This is a genomic window from Variovorax sp. RCC_210 (assembly GCF_041355175.1).
In the GTDB taxonomy this organism is placed as follows: domain Bacteria; phylum Pseudomonadota; class Gammaproteobacteria; order Burkholderiales; family Burkholderiaceae_C; genus Variovorax.
Genome location: NZ_JBFUPJ010000005.1, coordinates 170,897 through 186,279, shown reverse-complemented (window position 1 = coordinate 186,279; position 15,383 = coordinate 170,897). Strand labels below are relative to the sequence as shown.

Annotated in this window: 11 protein-coding genes; 4 read left to right on the top strand and 7 right to left on the bottom strand. The window is 67.7% G+C overall.

Annotated features, from left to right (window positions below; translation table 11 throughout):
- Position 1 precedes the first annotated feature (1 nt).
- A complete protein-coding gene (locus AB6807_RS17405) occupies positions 2-676 on the bottom strand; it encodes a response regulator (protein WP_371085531.1) in 675 nt (224 codons plus the stop codon).
- A 171-nt stretch (positions 677-847) separates the two neighbouring features.
- Here AB6807_RS17405 and AB6807_RS17400 point away from each other — a divergent pair, with 171 nt between their 5' ends.
- From AB6807_RS17400 to AB6807_RS17390, 3 genes are read left to right on the top strand one after another with little or no spacing between them, the layout of a single operon-like run.
- Positions 848-1,876, top strand: coding sequence for an ABC transporter substrate-binding protein (locus AB6807_RS17400; RefSeq protein WP_116912229.1), 1,029 nt, complete (start codon positions 848-850; stop codon positions 1,874-1,876).
- Positions 1,877-1,878: 2 nt separating this feature from the next.
- Positions 1,879-2,718: an ABC transporter ATP-binding protein gene (locus AB6807_RS17395; RefSeq protein ID WP_371085648.1), complete on the top strand. Its 840-nt coding sequence runs from the start codon at positions 1,879-1,881 to the stop codon at positions 2,716-2,718.
- A gap of 50 nt (positions 2,719-2,768) precedes the next feature.
- Positions 2,769-3,641, top strand: coding sequence for an ABC transporter permease (locus AB6807_RS17390; RefSeq protein WP_116912231.1), 873 nt, complete (start codon positions 2,769-2,771; stop codon positions 3,639-3,641).
- Positions 3,642-3,764: 123 nt separating this feature from the next.
- On the opposite strand, the gene AB6807_RS17385 is transcribed toward AB6807_RS17390, so the two are convergent.
- From AB6807_RS17385 to AB6807_RS17360, 6 genes are all read right to left on the bottom strand, one after another.
- Complete coding sequence (locus AB6807_RS17385; RefSeq protein WP_371085530.1) at positions 3,765-5,921, bottom strand: TonB-dependent receptor domain-containing protein; 2,157 nt, start codon at positions 5,919-5,921, stop codon at positions 3,765-3,767.
- Between the two features lie 37 nt (positions 5,922-5,958).
- Positions 5,959-7,500: an esterase-like activity of phytase family protein gene (locus AB6807_RS17380; protein ID WP_371085529.1), complete on the bottom strand. Its 1,542-nt coding sequence runs from the start codon at positions 7,498-7,500 to the stop codon at positions 5,959-5,961.
- An 11-nt stretch (positions 7,501-7,511) separates the two neighbouring features.
- The gene (locus AB6807_RS17375) at positions 7,512-9,752 is read right to left on the bottom strand and encodes a metallophosphoesterase (protein WP_371085528.1); all 2,241 of its coding nucleotides are present in this window, start codon (positions 9,750-9,752) and stop codon (positions 7,512-7,514) included.
- 254 nt (positions 9,753-10,006) lie between these two features.
- Entirely contained in the window at positions 10,007-10,222 is a 216-nt protein-coding gene (locus AB6807_RS17370) for a hypothetical protein (protein WP_116912235.1), read from the bottom strand.
- Entirely contained in the window at positions 10,219-11,406 is a 1,188-nt protein-coding gene (locus AB6807_RS17365; protein WP_371085527.1) for a PepSY-associated TM helix domain-containing protein, read from the bottom strand. Before AB6807_RS17365 ends, AB6807_RS17370 begins: the two co-directional genes overlap by 4 nt.
- Positions 11,407-11,435: 29 nt before the next feature.
- The gene (locus tag AB6807_RS17360; protein ID WP_371085526.1) at positions 11,436-13,556 is read right to left on the bottom strand and encodes a TonB-dependent siderophore receptor; all 2,121 of its coding nucleotides are present in this window, start codon (positions 13,554-13,556) and stop codon (positions 11,436-11,438) included.
- A 173-nt stretch (positions 13,557-13,729) separates the two neighbouring features.
- Between AB6807_RS17360 and AB6807_RS17355 the strand changes: the two genes are divergently transcribed.
- Positions 13,730-15,349 carry a phospholipase D family protein gene (locus AB6807_RS17355; RefSeq protein WP_371085525.1) on the top strand — a complete coding sequence of 540 codons (1,620 nt, stop codon included), beginning with the start codon at positions 13,730-13,732 and terminating at the stop codon, positions 15,347-15,349.
- Positions 15,350-15,383 lie beyond the last annotated feature (34 nt).

Below are 15,383 nucleotides of genomic sequence, written 5' to 3'. Positions count from 1 at the left end.
CCTAGTCTTCCTGGCGCGTGCGCAGCAGGTAGCCCACGCCGCGCAACGTGATGATGGTCGCCTGGCTCGCCTCTAGCTTCTTGCGCAGCCGGTGGATGTAGATGTCGACCGCGTCCGCGCTGGGCTCGTCGTCCAGCCCGAAGATCGCGTCGATCAGCGCCTGTTTCGACACCGTGCTGCCCGCCTTCAGCACCAGCGTTTCCAGCAGCGTGCGCTCGCGCGGCGGCAGCGCCAGCTCGTCGCCGGCCAGCGTGAACTGGCGCGTGCGCAGGTCGTAGCGCAGGTCGCCGCAGGCGATGTCGTTGGCCTTGCCCGGCATTTGCCGGCGCACCAGCACCTTGATGCGCGCCACCAGCTCGCGGATCTCGAAGGGCTTCACCAGGTAGTCGTCGGCGCCGATCTCCAGGCACAGGACCTTCTGGTCGAGCGACGCGGTGGCCGTGAGGATGATCACCGGCACCGTGTCGCCGCGCTCACGCAAGCGGCGCAGCACGGCCTTGCCCGGCAGGCCGGGGATGTTGAGGTCCAGCAGCACCACGTCGTAGGCGGCCTGGGTCAGCAGCAGGTCGGCCGCCTCGCCGTTCTCGACGTGGTCGACCACGAAGTCCTGCGCGCGCAGCAGGCTTGCGAGCCAGTGCGCGAGTTGCGGGTTGTCTTCGATCAGCAGGAGCTTCATGGGTCGCGGGGATGGCGGTGAATTCTAGGAAGCATGACGGCATTTGCGCTGGCCTAGGGATAACCATGAGGAATCGCGGCGCCCGCTGAAAGCTGGCCGAAGGATGCCGATTCCTAGACTGGCCCGGTCGCACACCCTCGTCGCACAACCCTACCGGAGACACAACAAGCCATGTCCGCCACCCGCCGCACCCTGCTCGCAGCCGCCCTTTGCACCGCCTTCGCCGCCGCGGCCCCGCTGGCCCAGGCCGCCGACGCGCCCATCACCATCATGGTGGGCGGCATCAACAAGATCATCTACCTGCCCGCCAAGCTCACCGAGGCGCTGGGCTACTTCAAGGACGAGGGGCTGAACGTGGAGCTGCAGTCGCAGCCCGCCGGCGTCGATGCCGAGAACCAGCTCATCGCCGGCGCCGTGCAGGGCGTGGTCGGGTTCTACGACCACACCATCGACCTGCAGAGCAAGGGCAAGGAGATCCAGGCCATCGCCGTGTTCTGCAAGGTGCCGGGCGAAGTGGAACTGGTGTCGACCAAGGCCGACGCCGCCGGCTTCAAGAGCATGGCCGACGCCAAGGGCGGCAAGACGCTGGGCGTGACCGGCCTGGGCTCGTCCACCGACTTCCTCACGCGCTACCTCGCCGACCGCGCCGGCGTGGCCTCGAAGGACTATTCGCTGCTGCCCGTGGGCGCAGGCAACACCTTCATCGCCGCCATGAAGCAGGACCGCATCCAGGCCGGCATGACCACCGAGCCCACCGTGTCGCAGATGCTGAAGACCGGCGACGCCAAGGTGCTGGTCGACCTGCGCACCGAGGCCGACACCGTCAAGGCCCTGGGCGGCCTGTACCCCGCGGCCAGCCTCTACGTGCAGAACACCTGGGCCGAGTCGCACAAGGCCGAGGCCGGCAAGCTGGCCCACGCCTTCGCGCGCACCATGGCCTACATCCACACGCACAGCGCCGAAGACATCGCCGAAAAGGTGCCGCGCGACTACTACGGCAACGACAAGGAGCTGTACATCACCGCCCTGAAGGCCTCGCTGCCCATGTTCACCACCGACGCGAAGATGCCCGCCGGCGGCCCCGAGACCGTGCTGAAGGTGCTCGCCACCTACAAGCCGCTGGTGAAGAGCAAGAACATCGACCTGTCGAAGACGTACAGCAACGCCTACCTGGCGAGCGCTGCAGTGGCGGCGAAGTGACCATGCGCAACGGCATTCCCTCCAGCAGCGGCGGCGGCAGCAACAGCAGCAGCAGCAGCAGCGCCGTCACCTCGGCCATCGACTTCGACGACGTCTCTCTGCGCTTCATCTCGCAGGACGGCAACGCGACGGTGGCGCTGCGCAACTTCAGCATGTCGGTGGCGCGCGGCGAGTTCGTCGCCATCGTCGGGCCCACGGGCTGCGGCAAGTCGACCACGCTGAACATGATCACCGGCCTGCTCAAGCCCACGGTGGGCGACGTGAAGGTCATGGGCCAGCCCGTGACGGGCGTGGACCCGCGCATCGGCTTCGTGTTCCAGGCCGACGCGGTGTTCCCGTGGCGCAGCGTGGAAGACAACGTGGCCGCGGGCCCGGTGTTCCGCGGCAAGCCGAAGAAAGAGGCGATGGCGCTCGCGCAGGAGTGGATCCACCGCGTGGGCCTGTCCAAGTTCGGCAAGCACTACCCGCACCAGCTCTCCGGCGGCATGCGCAAGCGCGTGGCGCTGGCGCAGACCTTCATCAACAACCCCGAGATCCTGCTGATGGACGAGCCCTTCTCCGCGCTCGACATACAGACGCGCACCCTGATGCAGGACGAGCTGCTGCAGCTGTGGTCGGGCAACGGCGGCTGCGTGGTGTTCGTCACGCACGACCTGGAAGAAGCCATTGCGCTGGCCGACCGCGTGTTCGTGCTGTCGGCGCGCCCGGCCACGCTCAAGCGCGTGTACGAGATCGACCTGCCGCGCCCGCGCGTGATGTCCGAAGTGCGCTACGACAAGAAGTTCATCGAGCTGTCGAAGCACATCTGGGACGACCTGCGCGAAGAGGTGGTCATCCAATGAACACGGCCACGACGACAACCACAGCGACAACCACATCGGCAGCGAAGACCATGACGCCCTCCACCACCCCCGCGGCCGCCGTGCTGCCCTCGTCGCTCAGCGACGCCGCGCTGGCGCGCGAGTCCGAGGTCGCGCAGGCGGCCATTCGCGGGCGCCGCCGCATGATCATCGCGCTGCGCCTGGTGGTGCTGGTGGTGGCGCTCGGCGGCTGGGAGATCGCGGCGCGCCTGAAGTGGATCGACCCGTTCTTCTATTCGATGCCTTCGATGATCTACGACCAGCTCGTGGAGTGGATGCGCGACGGCACCTCCCAGGGCTCGCTGTGGATGCAGGTGGCGGTCACGCTGGAAGAAACCGTCATCGGCTTTCTCATCGGCTCGATCGCGGGCGTGCTGTGCGGCATCCTGCTCGGGCGCAACAAGCTGCTGTCGGACGTGTTCAGCCTGTACATCCAGATCGCCAACTCCATTCCGCGCGTGGTGCTCGGCTCGATCTTCGTGATTGCGCTAGGCCTGGGCATGGCCTCGAAGGTGGCGCTGGCGGTGGTGATGGTGTTCTTCGTGGTCTTCGGCAACGCCTTCCAGGGTGTGCGCGAGGCCGACAAGTACATGATCGCCAACGCGCAGATCCTCGGTGCCTCGCCGCGGCAGGTGACGATGTCGGTGGTCATTCCCTCGGCCATGTCGTGGATCCTCGCGAGCCTGCACGTGAGCTTCGGCTTTGCGCTGGTCGGTGCGGTGGTGGGCGAGTTTCTGGGCGCCAAGGAAGGCATCGGCCTGCTGATTTCCACGGCCCAGGGCGCGTTCAATGCAAGCGGCGTGTTCGCGGCAATGATCGTGCTGGCCGTGGTGGCGTTGGCTGCGGACTTCCTTCTCAGCTCTCTCGAGAAGCGGCTGTTGAAGTGGCGGCCTGCTGCGTTCTGACGACCGTCTTGCTTCACACCTGAACGGCGGGGATCTCCCCGCCGTTTTTCGTTTTGCTGTTCGGCGCGGGTGAACAGGCCGCCCTGTTCACCTGGGCACGCCATGGCTCATGAGCGCCTCGAATCAGAACCGATAGGCGCCGCTCAACCCCACGGTCCAATTGCGCCCCGCCGCGGGCTCGTAGTAGCGGCCGTTGCCTTCATTGACGATCACCGACCCCACATAGCGCCGGTCGAACAGGTTGTCGATGCGCGCGAACGCGTTGAACTCCCAGCGCTCCCACTTCTTCAGGTAGCCCGCATACACGGCGGCCACCGCATAGCCCGAGGCCACCGCGGTGTTGACGTCGTTGGCCTGGATGCGGCCCAGCGCGCGCATCTCCACCCCCGCACGAAAGCCTTCGGGTGGCACCCAGCCCAGCGACGCGAACAGCGACTGCCGCGCGATGCCCGGAATGCGGTTGCCCGCCGCCACCGTGTTCGCGGACGCGCAAGGCGACGGCGAACAGAACGCGTCGCGGTAGGTTGCGTCCAGCCATGTGTAGGCCAGTTGGGTGCGCCAGTGGTCGGCCGTTTCGTGCTGCCAACCCAGCTCGAAACCGTTGCGCTTCGTGCGGCCCGCGTTCTGGAACGTGGCACGGCCGCCGACGTTGGTGTCCGTCACGATCTCGTCGCGCGTGCGGGTCTGGAACAACGCCGCCGTCAACAGCCCACCCGCGAGCCGGGCCTTGGCGCCGAGCTCCATGCTGTCGTTCACCGAAGGCCGCAGCGCGAAGTTCAGGCCGCTGGCGCCGTTCGCGCGGTACGACAGCTCGTTGAGCGTCGGCGTTTCGAAGCCGCGGCCAATGGAGCCGTACAGCGCCAGGTCGGGCGTGGCCTGGTAGCGCAGCGAGGCCACGGGCAGCGTCTTGCCGTAGCGCGCGCTGCCGCTGTCGTCGCGGTTGGCGCCCACGATGTAGCGGTCCTGCGAGTTGAAGTGCACGCTGCTGCGGCGCACGCCGGCCTCCAGCGTCCAGCGGTCGGTGAAGCGCCAGCTGGCCTGCGCGTAGGGGTCGAGGTTCCACACCTCGTTGAGCTCGTTGCGCCGCAGCCGCCCCTGCACGCCGAGCACCGGGTTGGAGACGGCGCCGACGTAGTTCTCGTAGCCCTTGCGCTTCTCGCGCAGGCTGTCGTAGCCCAGGCCCGCCACCACGTCGAAGGGCCGGTCGGCCAGGGTGAGCGCGGCGGTCCAGCGCAGGTCCACGCCGCCGTACTGGCGCGTCAGGTCGATCACACCGCCGGCGTGCAGCGGGTTCTGCTGGGCCGAGGGCGGAATGGACTGGTACTGCGTGGTCTTGCGCTCGCCGCTGTAGAGCATCAGGCGCAGGCCCTGCTCGGCGTTGATGCGCCGCTCGTAGAGCAGGCCGACCTGCGTCTGCTCGACCGTCTTGCGCGTGTCGTACTGCGTGGCCAGCGGCGCGAGGCGCGGGGCCAGCGCGTACTGGTCGGCGGTGAGGCCCAGCGGGTCTTGCGCGTCGATGCGCACGCTGTTCATGAGCAGCGTGAGCTTGTCGCCGTTGTCCAGCGCGATGCCCAGCTTGCCGTTGGCGATGTCGCGCCGCGCGGCGCTGTGCTCGCGCCAGCCGTCGGTGTGGAAGCGGCTCGCGTCCAGCAGGTAGTCGACGGCGCCCTGCGAGCCGCTCAGTTGCAGCGACTGCCGCCAGGTGCCGAAGCTGCCGCCCGCGAGCGCGTAGGACAGCCGGGGCGCGCCCTCGCCCGAGGCGGTGAAGGCCTGCACCACGCCACCCGACGAATTGCCGTAGAGCGCCGAGAAAGGCCCGCGCAGCACCTCGACGCGGTCCAGCGAACCGATGTCGATGTTCGAGGTCTGGCCCTGCCCGTCGGGCAAGGTGGCGGGAATGCCGTCGACGTACAGCCGCACGCCGCGCACGCCGAAGGTCGAGCGCGCGCCGAAGCCGCGGATCGACAGCTGCAGGTCTTGCGCGTAGTTCAGCCGGTTCTGCACCTGCAGCCCGGGCACCGCGCCCAGGCTTTCGGAAAGGTTCACCTGCAGGCGGCTGTCGCGCATCTCGCCGCCGTCGACGCGGTCGACCGAGCCGGGCACGTTGAAGGGCGTGACCTCGCCGCGCGGCGTGGTGACGGTGATTTCGCGCAGCGCGCCGGCGGGCTGGGCCTGGGTCTGTGCCTGCTCCTGCTTCAGTTCCTGCGCGCTGACGGGCAGCGCGGCAGGCAGCAACAGGCAGGCGGCGATGGCGGCAGGCGCGGCGGGTGAAGATTTCATCCCGCCGATTCTGCGGCCCCGCCGCCCGCGCGCGGCCTCAGGCTTTCACCGGGGGCAGCGCCAGCGGCTTGGGCAGCCGGATGCGGATGAACTCGTTGCCGTCCACCTTCGAAGGCAGGCGCGACGGCGAGCCCCCGGGGTAGTTGTTGTCGTTCACCAGCATCAGCGTCTGCGCGTCGACGATGGTCACCACCTCCACGCACTCCATCGGAAAGGTGAACACGCCGTCGATGGTCGCGTCGCCGCCCAGCGCCTTCGGGTCGCTCAGGTTCATCAGGTCGACGATTTCTTCCTTCTTCAGATAGCCGCTGCTGTCGACCTGCGTGAGGTCGATCTTGAACACGCGCTTGAAGCGCGCGGCGTTGCGCGAGGTGCCCGAGGCCGCGAACTTGCCGGTGCGCACGTCGCCGGCGCCACTGTCCTTCTCCACCACCAAAAACTCCTTGTCGTTGATGGCGACCATGTCGTTCACGCTGTAGACCTCGGTCTCCAGGTTGCCGTCGCCGTTGATGCGCTGGCCCGTGCTCACCTTGTAGGCGAAGGTGGCGGGCTCGAAGTTCTGCGAGCCCAGGTCGAACACGCTGACGATGCGCCGCTGCGGGTTGTCGCCGTTCAGCTCCTTCTCGTACATGGCGTACAGCTTGGTGCGGCTGGCGTTGATGGCCATGCTCTCCAGCCCGCCCGAGCCGCCCAGGTTGGCCACCGAGGTGTTCGACTGGATGTACGGGTTGTTGGGCGTCTGCACCAGCGGGTTGCTGCCCAGCTTGGCCAGGTTGGGCATCTGCACCTCGCGCGAAGCCAGGCGCCCCTTCGCGTCGAACTTCAGCAGGAAGGGGCCGAACTCGTCCCCGATCCAGAAGTTGCCCTGCGCGTCGAGCTGCAGCGACTCGGGGTCGATGTCGTAGCCCGTGAGCAGGCGCCCGCTGACGATGGCCGGGTCCACCGGCAGCGTCTGGCCGGCCGGCGACACCGAGGTGCCGGGGTAGCTGGCCATGTCGGCCACCGCCGGGTAGCCCAGGTTGCGGTTCGGGTCGCTCAGGCGGATGTAGCTGTCGGGTGTGAAGGACGCGAGCGCCTCGCCGGTCTGGAAGTTCGCCGGAATCACCTTGCCCTGCGCCCAGTCGAAGCGCACCGCGTAGATGTGCAGCAAGGCATCGGGCGAGGCGCCGCGCCCGCCGAAGCCGTTGTCCTGCATCACGTAGAACACGCCCGCCATCGGGCTGGGGATCATGGCGGAGAAGCCCTGCATGGGCTGCTTGCCCTGGAACGGCAGCGTGTAGCCGTAGGTGTCCCTGGCGCGCGCGAGGTCGCCGCCGGAAATGAACTGGCCCGAGGTGGGGCCGGCGACGTAGCTGTCGGCCGGCAGCACCGCGCGACCGGTGAGCGTGGGCGCGGTCACCTCGGGTTCGACGGGGGCCGGCGCCGGCGCGGGTGGCGGCGGCGGCGCGGCGGGCACCGGTGCGGGTACCGGCAGGAACGGCAGGCCGCCGCCATTGCCGCCACCGCCGCAGCCGGCGAGCACGGCGCTGCCCGCGCCGAGCAGGAGGCCGCGGCGCTTGATCTTGGAATTCGAGTTCATGAAAAGGGGGCTCAGAAAGGCGTGGGTGCCGAGCTCAGGTCGGTCAGCTTGTTGGTCTTCAGGTCGATGACGAAGTGCTGCGTGGGCGCGCCCTTGGCGAGCTTGAGCAGGATGTCCATGAGCGGCTTGAAGCGCGCCTGGAACACGGCGTTCACCACGTTGTCGTTCATCACCTGCTGGCTGCCGTTCAGGGCCAGCGTGGCGTTGGTGCCGGCCAGCGCCTGGGCGATCAGCTTGTACTGCCTGGCGCGGTCGGCCGGAATGTCCGCGAACGCGAGGTCGCCGGCATTGGCCAGGCGCACGAAGTCGCCGGCCAGGTCGATGGCCTTCCACTGGTTGAAGTCTTCCAGGCGCATGCCGTTGGCGGCGGCCAGCGCGCGCGCCTTGCCTTCGGCGGCGGCGTAGTCGAGGCCGTAGGCCGTCTGTGCGCTGCCGTCGCCGCCCGCTTCGCCCAGGCAGGCGAAGAAGGCGTTGCTCAGCAGGCCATGGTTGCCGGTGTTGCCCAGCTGCTTGAGCGTGACCTTGGTCTGCAGCTGCGACAGCACCAGCAGGTCGGAGCCGTACAGCGGGCTCTTCACCAGCTCGCGCATCTCGCAGCGCCAGTCGTCGTTCAGCAGGCGCAGGCGCACCAGCTCGGACATGTAGCGCGTGCTGAAGTCGCCGTAGGTCTTGGCGTCCAAGATGCTCTTGTCCCAGAGCACGCCGTTGCTGCCGCCGGGCAGCATGAAGCCGAAGTCGCTGAAGTAGCGGTGCTCCTCGCGGTACAGGTCGAACAGCTCGTCGAAGCGCGCCACGTTGTCCAGCCGCACGGTCTGCACGTCGATGTGCGAGGCGTCGTTGAAGGTCAGCAGCTTGTAGGCCGGCACGTAGGCCGCCATCGACGGGGCCTGGATGTTCACCAGCCCGTGGCCGTCGTCGTAGGTGCGCACCGCCGTGTCGTTGAAGTGCATGTGGCCGCCCACGTGCACCTGCAGGCCGGTGTCGGCCAGCGCCTTGGTGACGTCCTCGGTGGGGCGGCGCACCATCTGCATCTTGCCGGCGCCCAGCAGCGCGATGATGTCGTCGGACGCGCCGTTGAAGAACTCGCTCATCGGGAAATGGCTGAAGGCCACGACCTGCTTGCCCTGCTTCTTGCCGCGCGCGACCACGTCCTTCAGCCACGCGATCACGTGCGGCTTGTGGGTCAGCATCTTGTTGTAGCCGGCGTCGCCCGAGCCGTTGAAGTCGTTGGCGCCGGCGCCCGTCGGAACATAGACGTTGGCGTCGATGCCCACCAGCCACAGGCCCTCCACGGGCTCGACCAGGTAGCTGGTGTCGGGCACGTTGCGGCAGAAGGTGTAGCCGTCTTTCTTGTAGGTGCCGCCGGCGCCCTGCGCGCAGATCTCGAACTCGCGCTTGCTCCACACGGCCTGCTCCTTCGCCTTGGCCGCGGTGTAGTCCTGGTAGGTGTAGGTGCTGTAGGGCGTCTCGAAGTAGCGGTAGCCGTCCTTGGGCATGAAGCCGTGCTGGTCGAGGGCCTGGGTGACGCCGGCGTAGCCCAGCTCCTTCACTTCCTCGGTGCAGTACGAGAAGTTGACCTTGGCCCACGCGCCGCTGTAGTTGCCGGCCGCGCAGTCGCCGTTGCCGCCCTTGCTGTAGATGGGCTGCGGAAAGCCGACGCGGCCCGAGTTGGGGTCCAGGCCCAGGTAGTCGTTCTTGCCGCCCGCGCGCTCCAGCGGACGGTTCGGGTCATGGTTGCCGGGCGCGGCGAAGAACTGGATGCCGTGCTTGGCCGCGTAGTCGTCCAGCACCTTCTTCAGGCCGCGCATGTGCACGGGCTGGCCGTCGTCCGAGAAGTCGCCCGGCAGCGCGATGAGCTTCACGCCGCGCGCCACCGCGTCGTCGAGCGCGGTCATGAAGGCGAAGTAGTTTTCGTTGAACAGGCGCGTCGAGGTCATCTGCGCATGCATCAGGCGAATGGTCGCGTTGCGCCCCGACTTCGGGTTGAACACGCCGGGGAACGAGCCGTCCTGGAAGTTGGCGTAGACGTCGTGGAAGTGGATGTCGGGCATGAACGCCACCTGCACCGGCTTGCCGGCGTCGACGACGGGCGGTGCCTCGCCAGGGGCCGGCGCGGGCGTGGACGCCGCGGGCGGAAGAACGATGGCGCCAGGCTGGTTGTCGCTGCCGCCGCAGGCCGCGAGCACCGACAGCACGGCCACCGTGGCGAGCGCCGACGGCGCACGCGACGTGCGAAAAATGGAGAAGGTCATAAAAGGGGAAAAGAGAGTCCGCGAATGAGGGCGAAGCGCCTCGCCTCCCCTTCCCAGGGGTGGCGCAGCGCGGCCGAATCATGCGGGGGCTGTGTGACCTCCCCATGGCGAACGCATGACACGGCAGGCTGACCTGCGACTGACCATGCGAAGGCTTTACACCTTTGCGCCATTTCACCTTTGCACTTTCGCGCGCAAGCAAAACGGCCCGTGCACTGCACGGGCCGTTCGAACGAAATGAATGCCTGCGGCGGCTAGCGGGCGGGCGACTTTCGCCAGCCGAACCACGCGCAGACGATCACCGGGATGCCCAGCGTGATCCACGCCAGGATGTCGCCCAGCCCGCCGTCGCTGAACAGCGCGGAGACCAGCCCGAAGATCGTCAGCAGGCCCAGCACGATCGGCCAGCCCCACATGCGCCAGAAGCCTTGGTGCTGAGGGTGTTGGTGGCTGTGGTGTTGCTGCTTCATGCCTGTGCCTTCGCCGCGGCCGGCGTGGGTTGCGCGGCGCCGGGAACCTGGGGCGGTTCATGCGCCGGGTTTTTCTTGGCCGCGGGCACCGTGTTGCCGCGCTTGAGCCACAGGTACAGGCCGCTGCCCAGCACGATGATGGTCGCGATGTCGAGCAGCGCCCAGATGATCTGCATCGGCATGCCGCCGTAGTCGCCGAAGTGCAGCGGCTGCGACACCAGCAGCGCCGTGAGGTACCACGGCAACTTCGGCGACGCGGTGACCTGCGCGGTCTTGGCGTCCACCAGCACCGGCTGGAACAGCTTCGAGGTGAAGGGCTCGCTGCCGCGCACGAAGAAGGTGGTGTGGTGCGGGCTGGAGAACGAGGTGCCCGGGAAAGCGATGAACGACAGCTTCATGCCGGGCGCCTGCTGCAGCGCGGCGTCCATCGAGCGCTGCACCGAGGCACGCTCGTTGACCGCCACCACCGGCTCGTTCTTGTAGGGCGTGAGCAGCGCGCTGAGCTGGTCGTACTGCCAGTACTTGATGAGCAGGTCGGCCCAGGTGTTGATCATGCCGGTGGAGCCCACCACGAACAGCCACACCAGCGTGACCACGCCCAGCAGGTTGTGCAGGTCGAGCCACTTCAGGCGCGAGCGCTTCTCGCGGCGCACCGTGCCGAAGTCGAGCTTGCGCATGAAGGGCGAGTACAGCACCACGCCCGAGACGATGGCCACCAGCAACAGCAGCCCCATGAAGCCCAGGAAGAGCTTGCCCGGCAGGCCCGCGAACAGGTCGACGTGCAGCTTGAACATGACGTACATGAAGCCCTCGTCGAACTTGGGCTGCGCCAGGATCTGGCCGGTGCGCGCGTCGACCGCGATCGACTTGAAGTCGTCCGTGGGCGCCGGCGTGGGCGTGAGCGTGACGAACCACAGGCCGTCGTCGTCCTCGGGCTGCGAGGCGAACTGCACCACGCGGTCGGGGTGCTGCGCCTTGGCGATGTCGAGCACGCGGTCCAGGCTGATGCGCGGCGTGCCGGCCGGCATCTTCGGCGCCTCGACCTCGGTGCCCAGCAGGTGGCCGATCTCGTGGTGGAAGATGAGCGGCAGGCCGGTGAGGCACAGCAGCAGCATGAACACCGTGCACACCAGGCTGCTCCATTTGTGCACCCAGGCCCAGGTCTTGATCTTTCGGCTGTTCATGTCGTGGTGGCTGTTGGGTAAGGCTTATTCTAGAAACGGTACGTGGCGCTGGCGACTACGCTGCGGCGCGCGCCGTACCAGCAGTCGCCACGCGACAAGCAAGTGCTGAAGTAGGTCTTGTCGGTGGCGTTGTTGATGTTCAGCGCATAGCGCCACTTGGCCGACTCGTAGGCCAGCATCAGGTCGACCAGCGTCACCGACGGCACGCGCGGGCCCGCGCTGGTGCCGTCCAGGTCGGTGAAGTTGCTCATGTAGCGCACGCCGGCGCCGGCCGAGAAGCCCGGCACGCCCGCAATGGCGAAGCGGTACTTGCCCCATACCGAGACCTGGTTGCGCGGCTGCTCGGTGAGCTTGTGGTCGACGTCGATGTAGGTGTAGTTGGAAATCAGGTCCAGGTCGCGCGCCAGCGTGGTCTTGAGCTCGAGCTCGACGCCCTTGTTCTTCGTCGAGTCGACCTGGCGGCCGTAGTTGGGGTTGGTGCTGTCGGAGACGACGCGGTTCTTTTCCTTCAGCGAGAAGGCCGAGGCCGTGAAGCTCGTGGCCGAACCCGCGGGCTGGTACTTGACGCCGGCCTCCACCTGCTCGCCGCGCAGCGGCTTGAACAGGTTGCCCTCGACGTTCGTGCCCGCCTGCGGGGTGAACGACTCGGTGTAGCTCAGGTAGGGCGACCAGCCCGAGGGCAGCGTGTACATCACGCCCAGGCGCTTCGAGGTGGCGCTGGTCGTCTCCGAGTCGCTGCCCGCTGTGCCGGAGGTGCTGCGGTCATGGCGCAGCCCGGCCACGAAGATCCAGTTGTCCAGCTTCATCTGGTCCTGCACGTAGACGCCTGCGTTGCGCTGCGTGGTGCGGGGCCGGGCGGCCAGCTCGGTGACGGGCACGTAGCCGATGCCGTAGACGGGGGCATAGGCGTCGATGCTGCTGAACGTGGAGCCTTCGATCTTGTCCTGCCGCTGGCGCGAGTATTCGGCGCCCACCAGGAAGGTGTGGCGCAGCGCGCCGGTGTTGAAGTGACCCTCGACGTGGTTGTCGACGCCGGTCATGCGCGTCCAGGTCAGCGACTTGTCGTTGACACGGCCCAGCAGGCGCTGGCCGACGGGGTCGAGGCCCCAGCCGCCGGGCAGCGAGAAGAAGTCGCCGTAGTGGTAGTGCGAGTCGTTGAACGTGCGCGACATGCGGAAGTTCTGCCGGAACGTCCAGTCGTCGTTGAACTTGTGCTCGAACATCCAGCCGAAGGTCTTGCGTTCGGTGTCGTAGCCGTCGCCCGGCTCGCCGATGAACCGGCTCGACGGCAGCGGTCCGTTGACGTTCGGCAGGATGGTGCCCTGCCATGGGAAAAACTGCGAGGTGCTGCCGGTCTTGTCCTTCTGCCACAGGGCCTGCAATGTCAACGAGGTGGCGGCGCTGGGCCGCCAGGTGAGCGACGGCATGACGAGCGAGCGGTCGTCCGGCACATAGTCGACCTGCGTATCGGACTTGCGCTGCAGCGCGACCAGGCGGTACGACCAGTCGCCGTCGGCCGTCAGCGGGCCGGTGAAGTCGGCCTGCACCTGCTTGCGACCGAAGGAGCCGAGCTGCACGCCCACTTCGCGGTACGCCTGCTGCTGCGGCCGCTTGCTGACCATGTTGACCACGCCGCCGGCCGTGCCGGCGCCGAACAGCATGCCGGCCGGCCCGCGCAGCACCTCGAGGCGCTCCAGCGTGTAGGGATCGGGGCGTGCCGTGGCCGTGTACCAGCCGGAAGAAAAGGTCTGCAGGCCGTCGAGGTAGACCGAGGGATCGCTGCCGCGCACCGAGAAGCTGTCCGAACGCGAGTCCAGGCCGTAGGCGTCGGAGCGCACGCCCGCGGCGTACGTGAGCGCGTCCTGCAGGTTGGTGGCGCCTTGGTCGACCATCTGGTCGCGCGTGACCACGGTGACGGACTGGGGCGTTTCCGCCAGCGGCGTGTCGGTCTTGGTGGCGGTGACCGCGTTCTTCGCGCGGTACCCGATGACGGCGGAAGTGGCGGTCTCGGCTTCGGCATTGGCGTCGACCCGCACTTCAGGCAACGACCCGGAATTCGCCGTTTGCGCCAGCACTTGGTGCTGTGCGTAGATTGCCAGGCATCCGACCAGCACCGATGCGGCCTTGCGCCGCGCGACCAACTTGCTCATACCCGACATCTCTCCAAATACTATTAAGAACTATTCTCATTTTATTAGCCGGAAGTTAGCGGTTTGGCAATTTCCAACCTGGGCGAAGGGCGTTGCGTTGTGAAATTGCGTCTTTGGTTTGGAGGCGGAGCAGCTACCATGCCGCCCGCACGCCCCGTGCGCTGGCCGCCCTCATGCTCAAGCTCATTGCCTTCCTGTTTCCCGCGTTGCGCGGTCCGGCTCTGCGCCCGATGGCCCTGGCAGCAGTCTTTTTCGTGGCCTTCGCGCTGGTCGGCTGCGCCGGCCTGCCGCCGCGCGGCCTCACCGCCGAGGCGCCGACGCTCGCGATTCCGGCCTCCGCCGCCACCGAACTCGGCCGCGCGGCCACGAGCCTGAATTCCCCGCCCGACGGGCTCTCCAGCATGCGCCCGCTGATCGAGGCTTCTTTCGCGCTCGACGCGCGGCTGGAGCTCATGCGCCGCGCCACGTCGTCGCTCGACATCCAGACCTACCAGCTCGGCAACGACAAGACCGGCCGCCTGCTGCTGCGCGAAATGCGCAACGCCGCGCGCCGGGGCGTGCGCGTGCGGCTGCTGCTCGACGACTTCTACACCGCCGGCATGGACCGCCTGCTGCTCGGCCTGGCCGCCGAGCCCAACGCCGAGGTGCGGCTGTTCAACCCGTTCGTGAACGCGCGCGACCATTCGTCGGGTCGCTGGCTGGAGTTCTTCACCGACTTCCGCCGGCTCAACCACCGCATGCACAACAAGCTGTTCGTGGCCGACGGCGCCATGGTCATCGCGGGTGGGCGCAACCTGGCCGACGAATACTTCCTGCGCAGCGAGAGCGCGAACTTCATCGACTTCGAGCTGCTGCTTGCCGGCCCGGTGGTGCCGGAGTCGGCCGCCATCTTCGACACCTACTGGAACAGCGACGTGGTCTACCCGCTGCAGCGGGTGGCCAGCACCAGCCGCACGCCGGCCGAGCTCAAGGCCGATTTCGAGGAGGCCACCTCCCCCGCGCACGCCCCGCCGCCCGACCCGCTGCCCATCACCGACCTGCTGGGCGACCTGCCGCTGGGCGCGCAGCTGGCCAACGTCGGCGAGCTGAAGTGGATGCGCGCCGAGGCCAACGCCACGGCCGACAGCCCCAACAAGGCGCTGGGCGTCATGGCGCACCCCACCGAACCGCTGGCGCAGCGCTTTCATGAAATGGTGGCCACCGCGCAGTCGAACGTGGTGGTGATCTCGCCGTACTTCATTCCAGGCGACGAGGGCATGGAGCGCATCCGCATGGGCCGCGCGCACGGCGTGAACATCACCGTCATCACCAATTCGCTGGCCGACAGCGACGAGCCGCTGGTGAACATCAACTACAACCGCTACCGCGTCGACATGCTCAAGCTGGGCGTGAACCTGTACGAGGTGAGCACCCAGCAGCTGCGCCGCGCCGGGCAGTTTCGCGACCTGCTGAAGAAGGCGCGCGGCCGGCTGCACGCCAAGCTGGCGCTGGTCGACCGGCAGTGGGTGCTGCTGGGCTCCATGAACCTAGACCCGCGCTCCGCCCGGCTGAACACCGAGTTCGGCGTGCGCGTGCGCAGCTTCGACCTGACGCAGGCCCTGCTGTTCGCCTACCAGCTCGACGACATCGAGGGCGTGTACCGCGTGACCCTGAAGCCCGACGGCCAGAACGTGCAATGGGTGGGCACCGGCGACGTGCAGAACGAGGTGCTCGACAGCGAACCCGACTCGAGCATGCTCACGCGGCTGCAGCTGCTGCTGTTCTCTTGGTTCGTGCCGACGGACCAGCTGTAGCAACGGGCCGGCTGCTGCTCGAGCACTGCAGCCG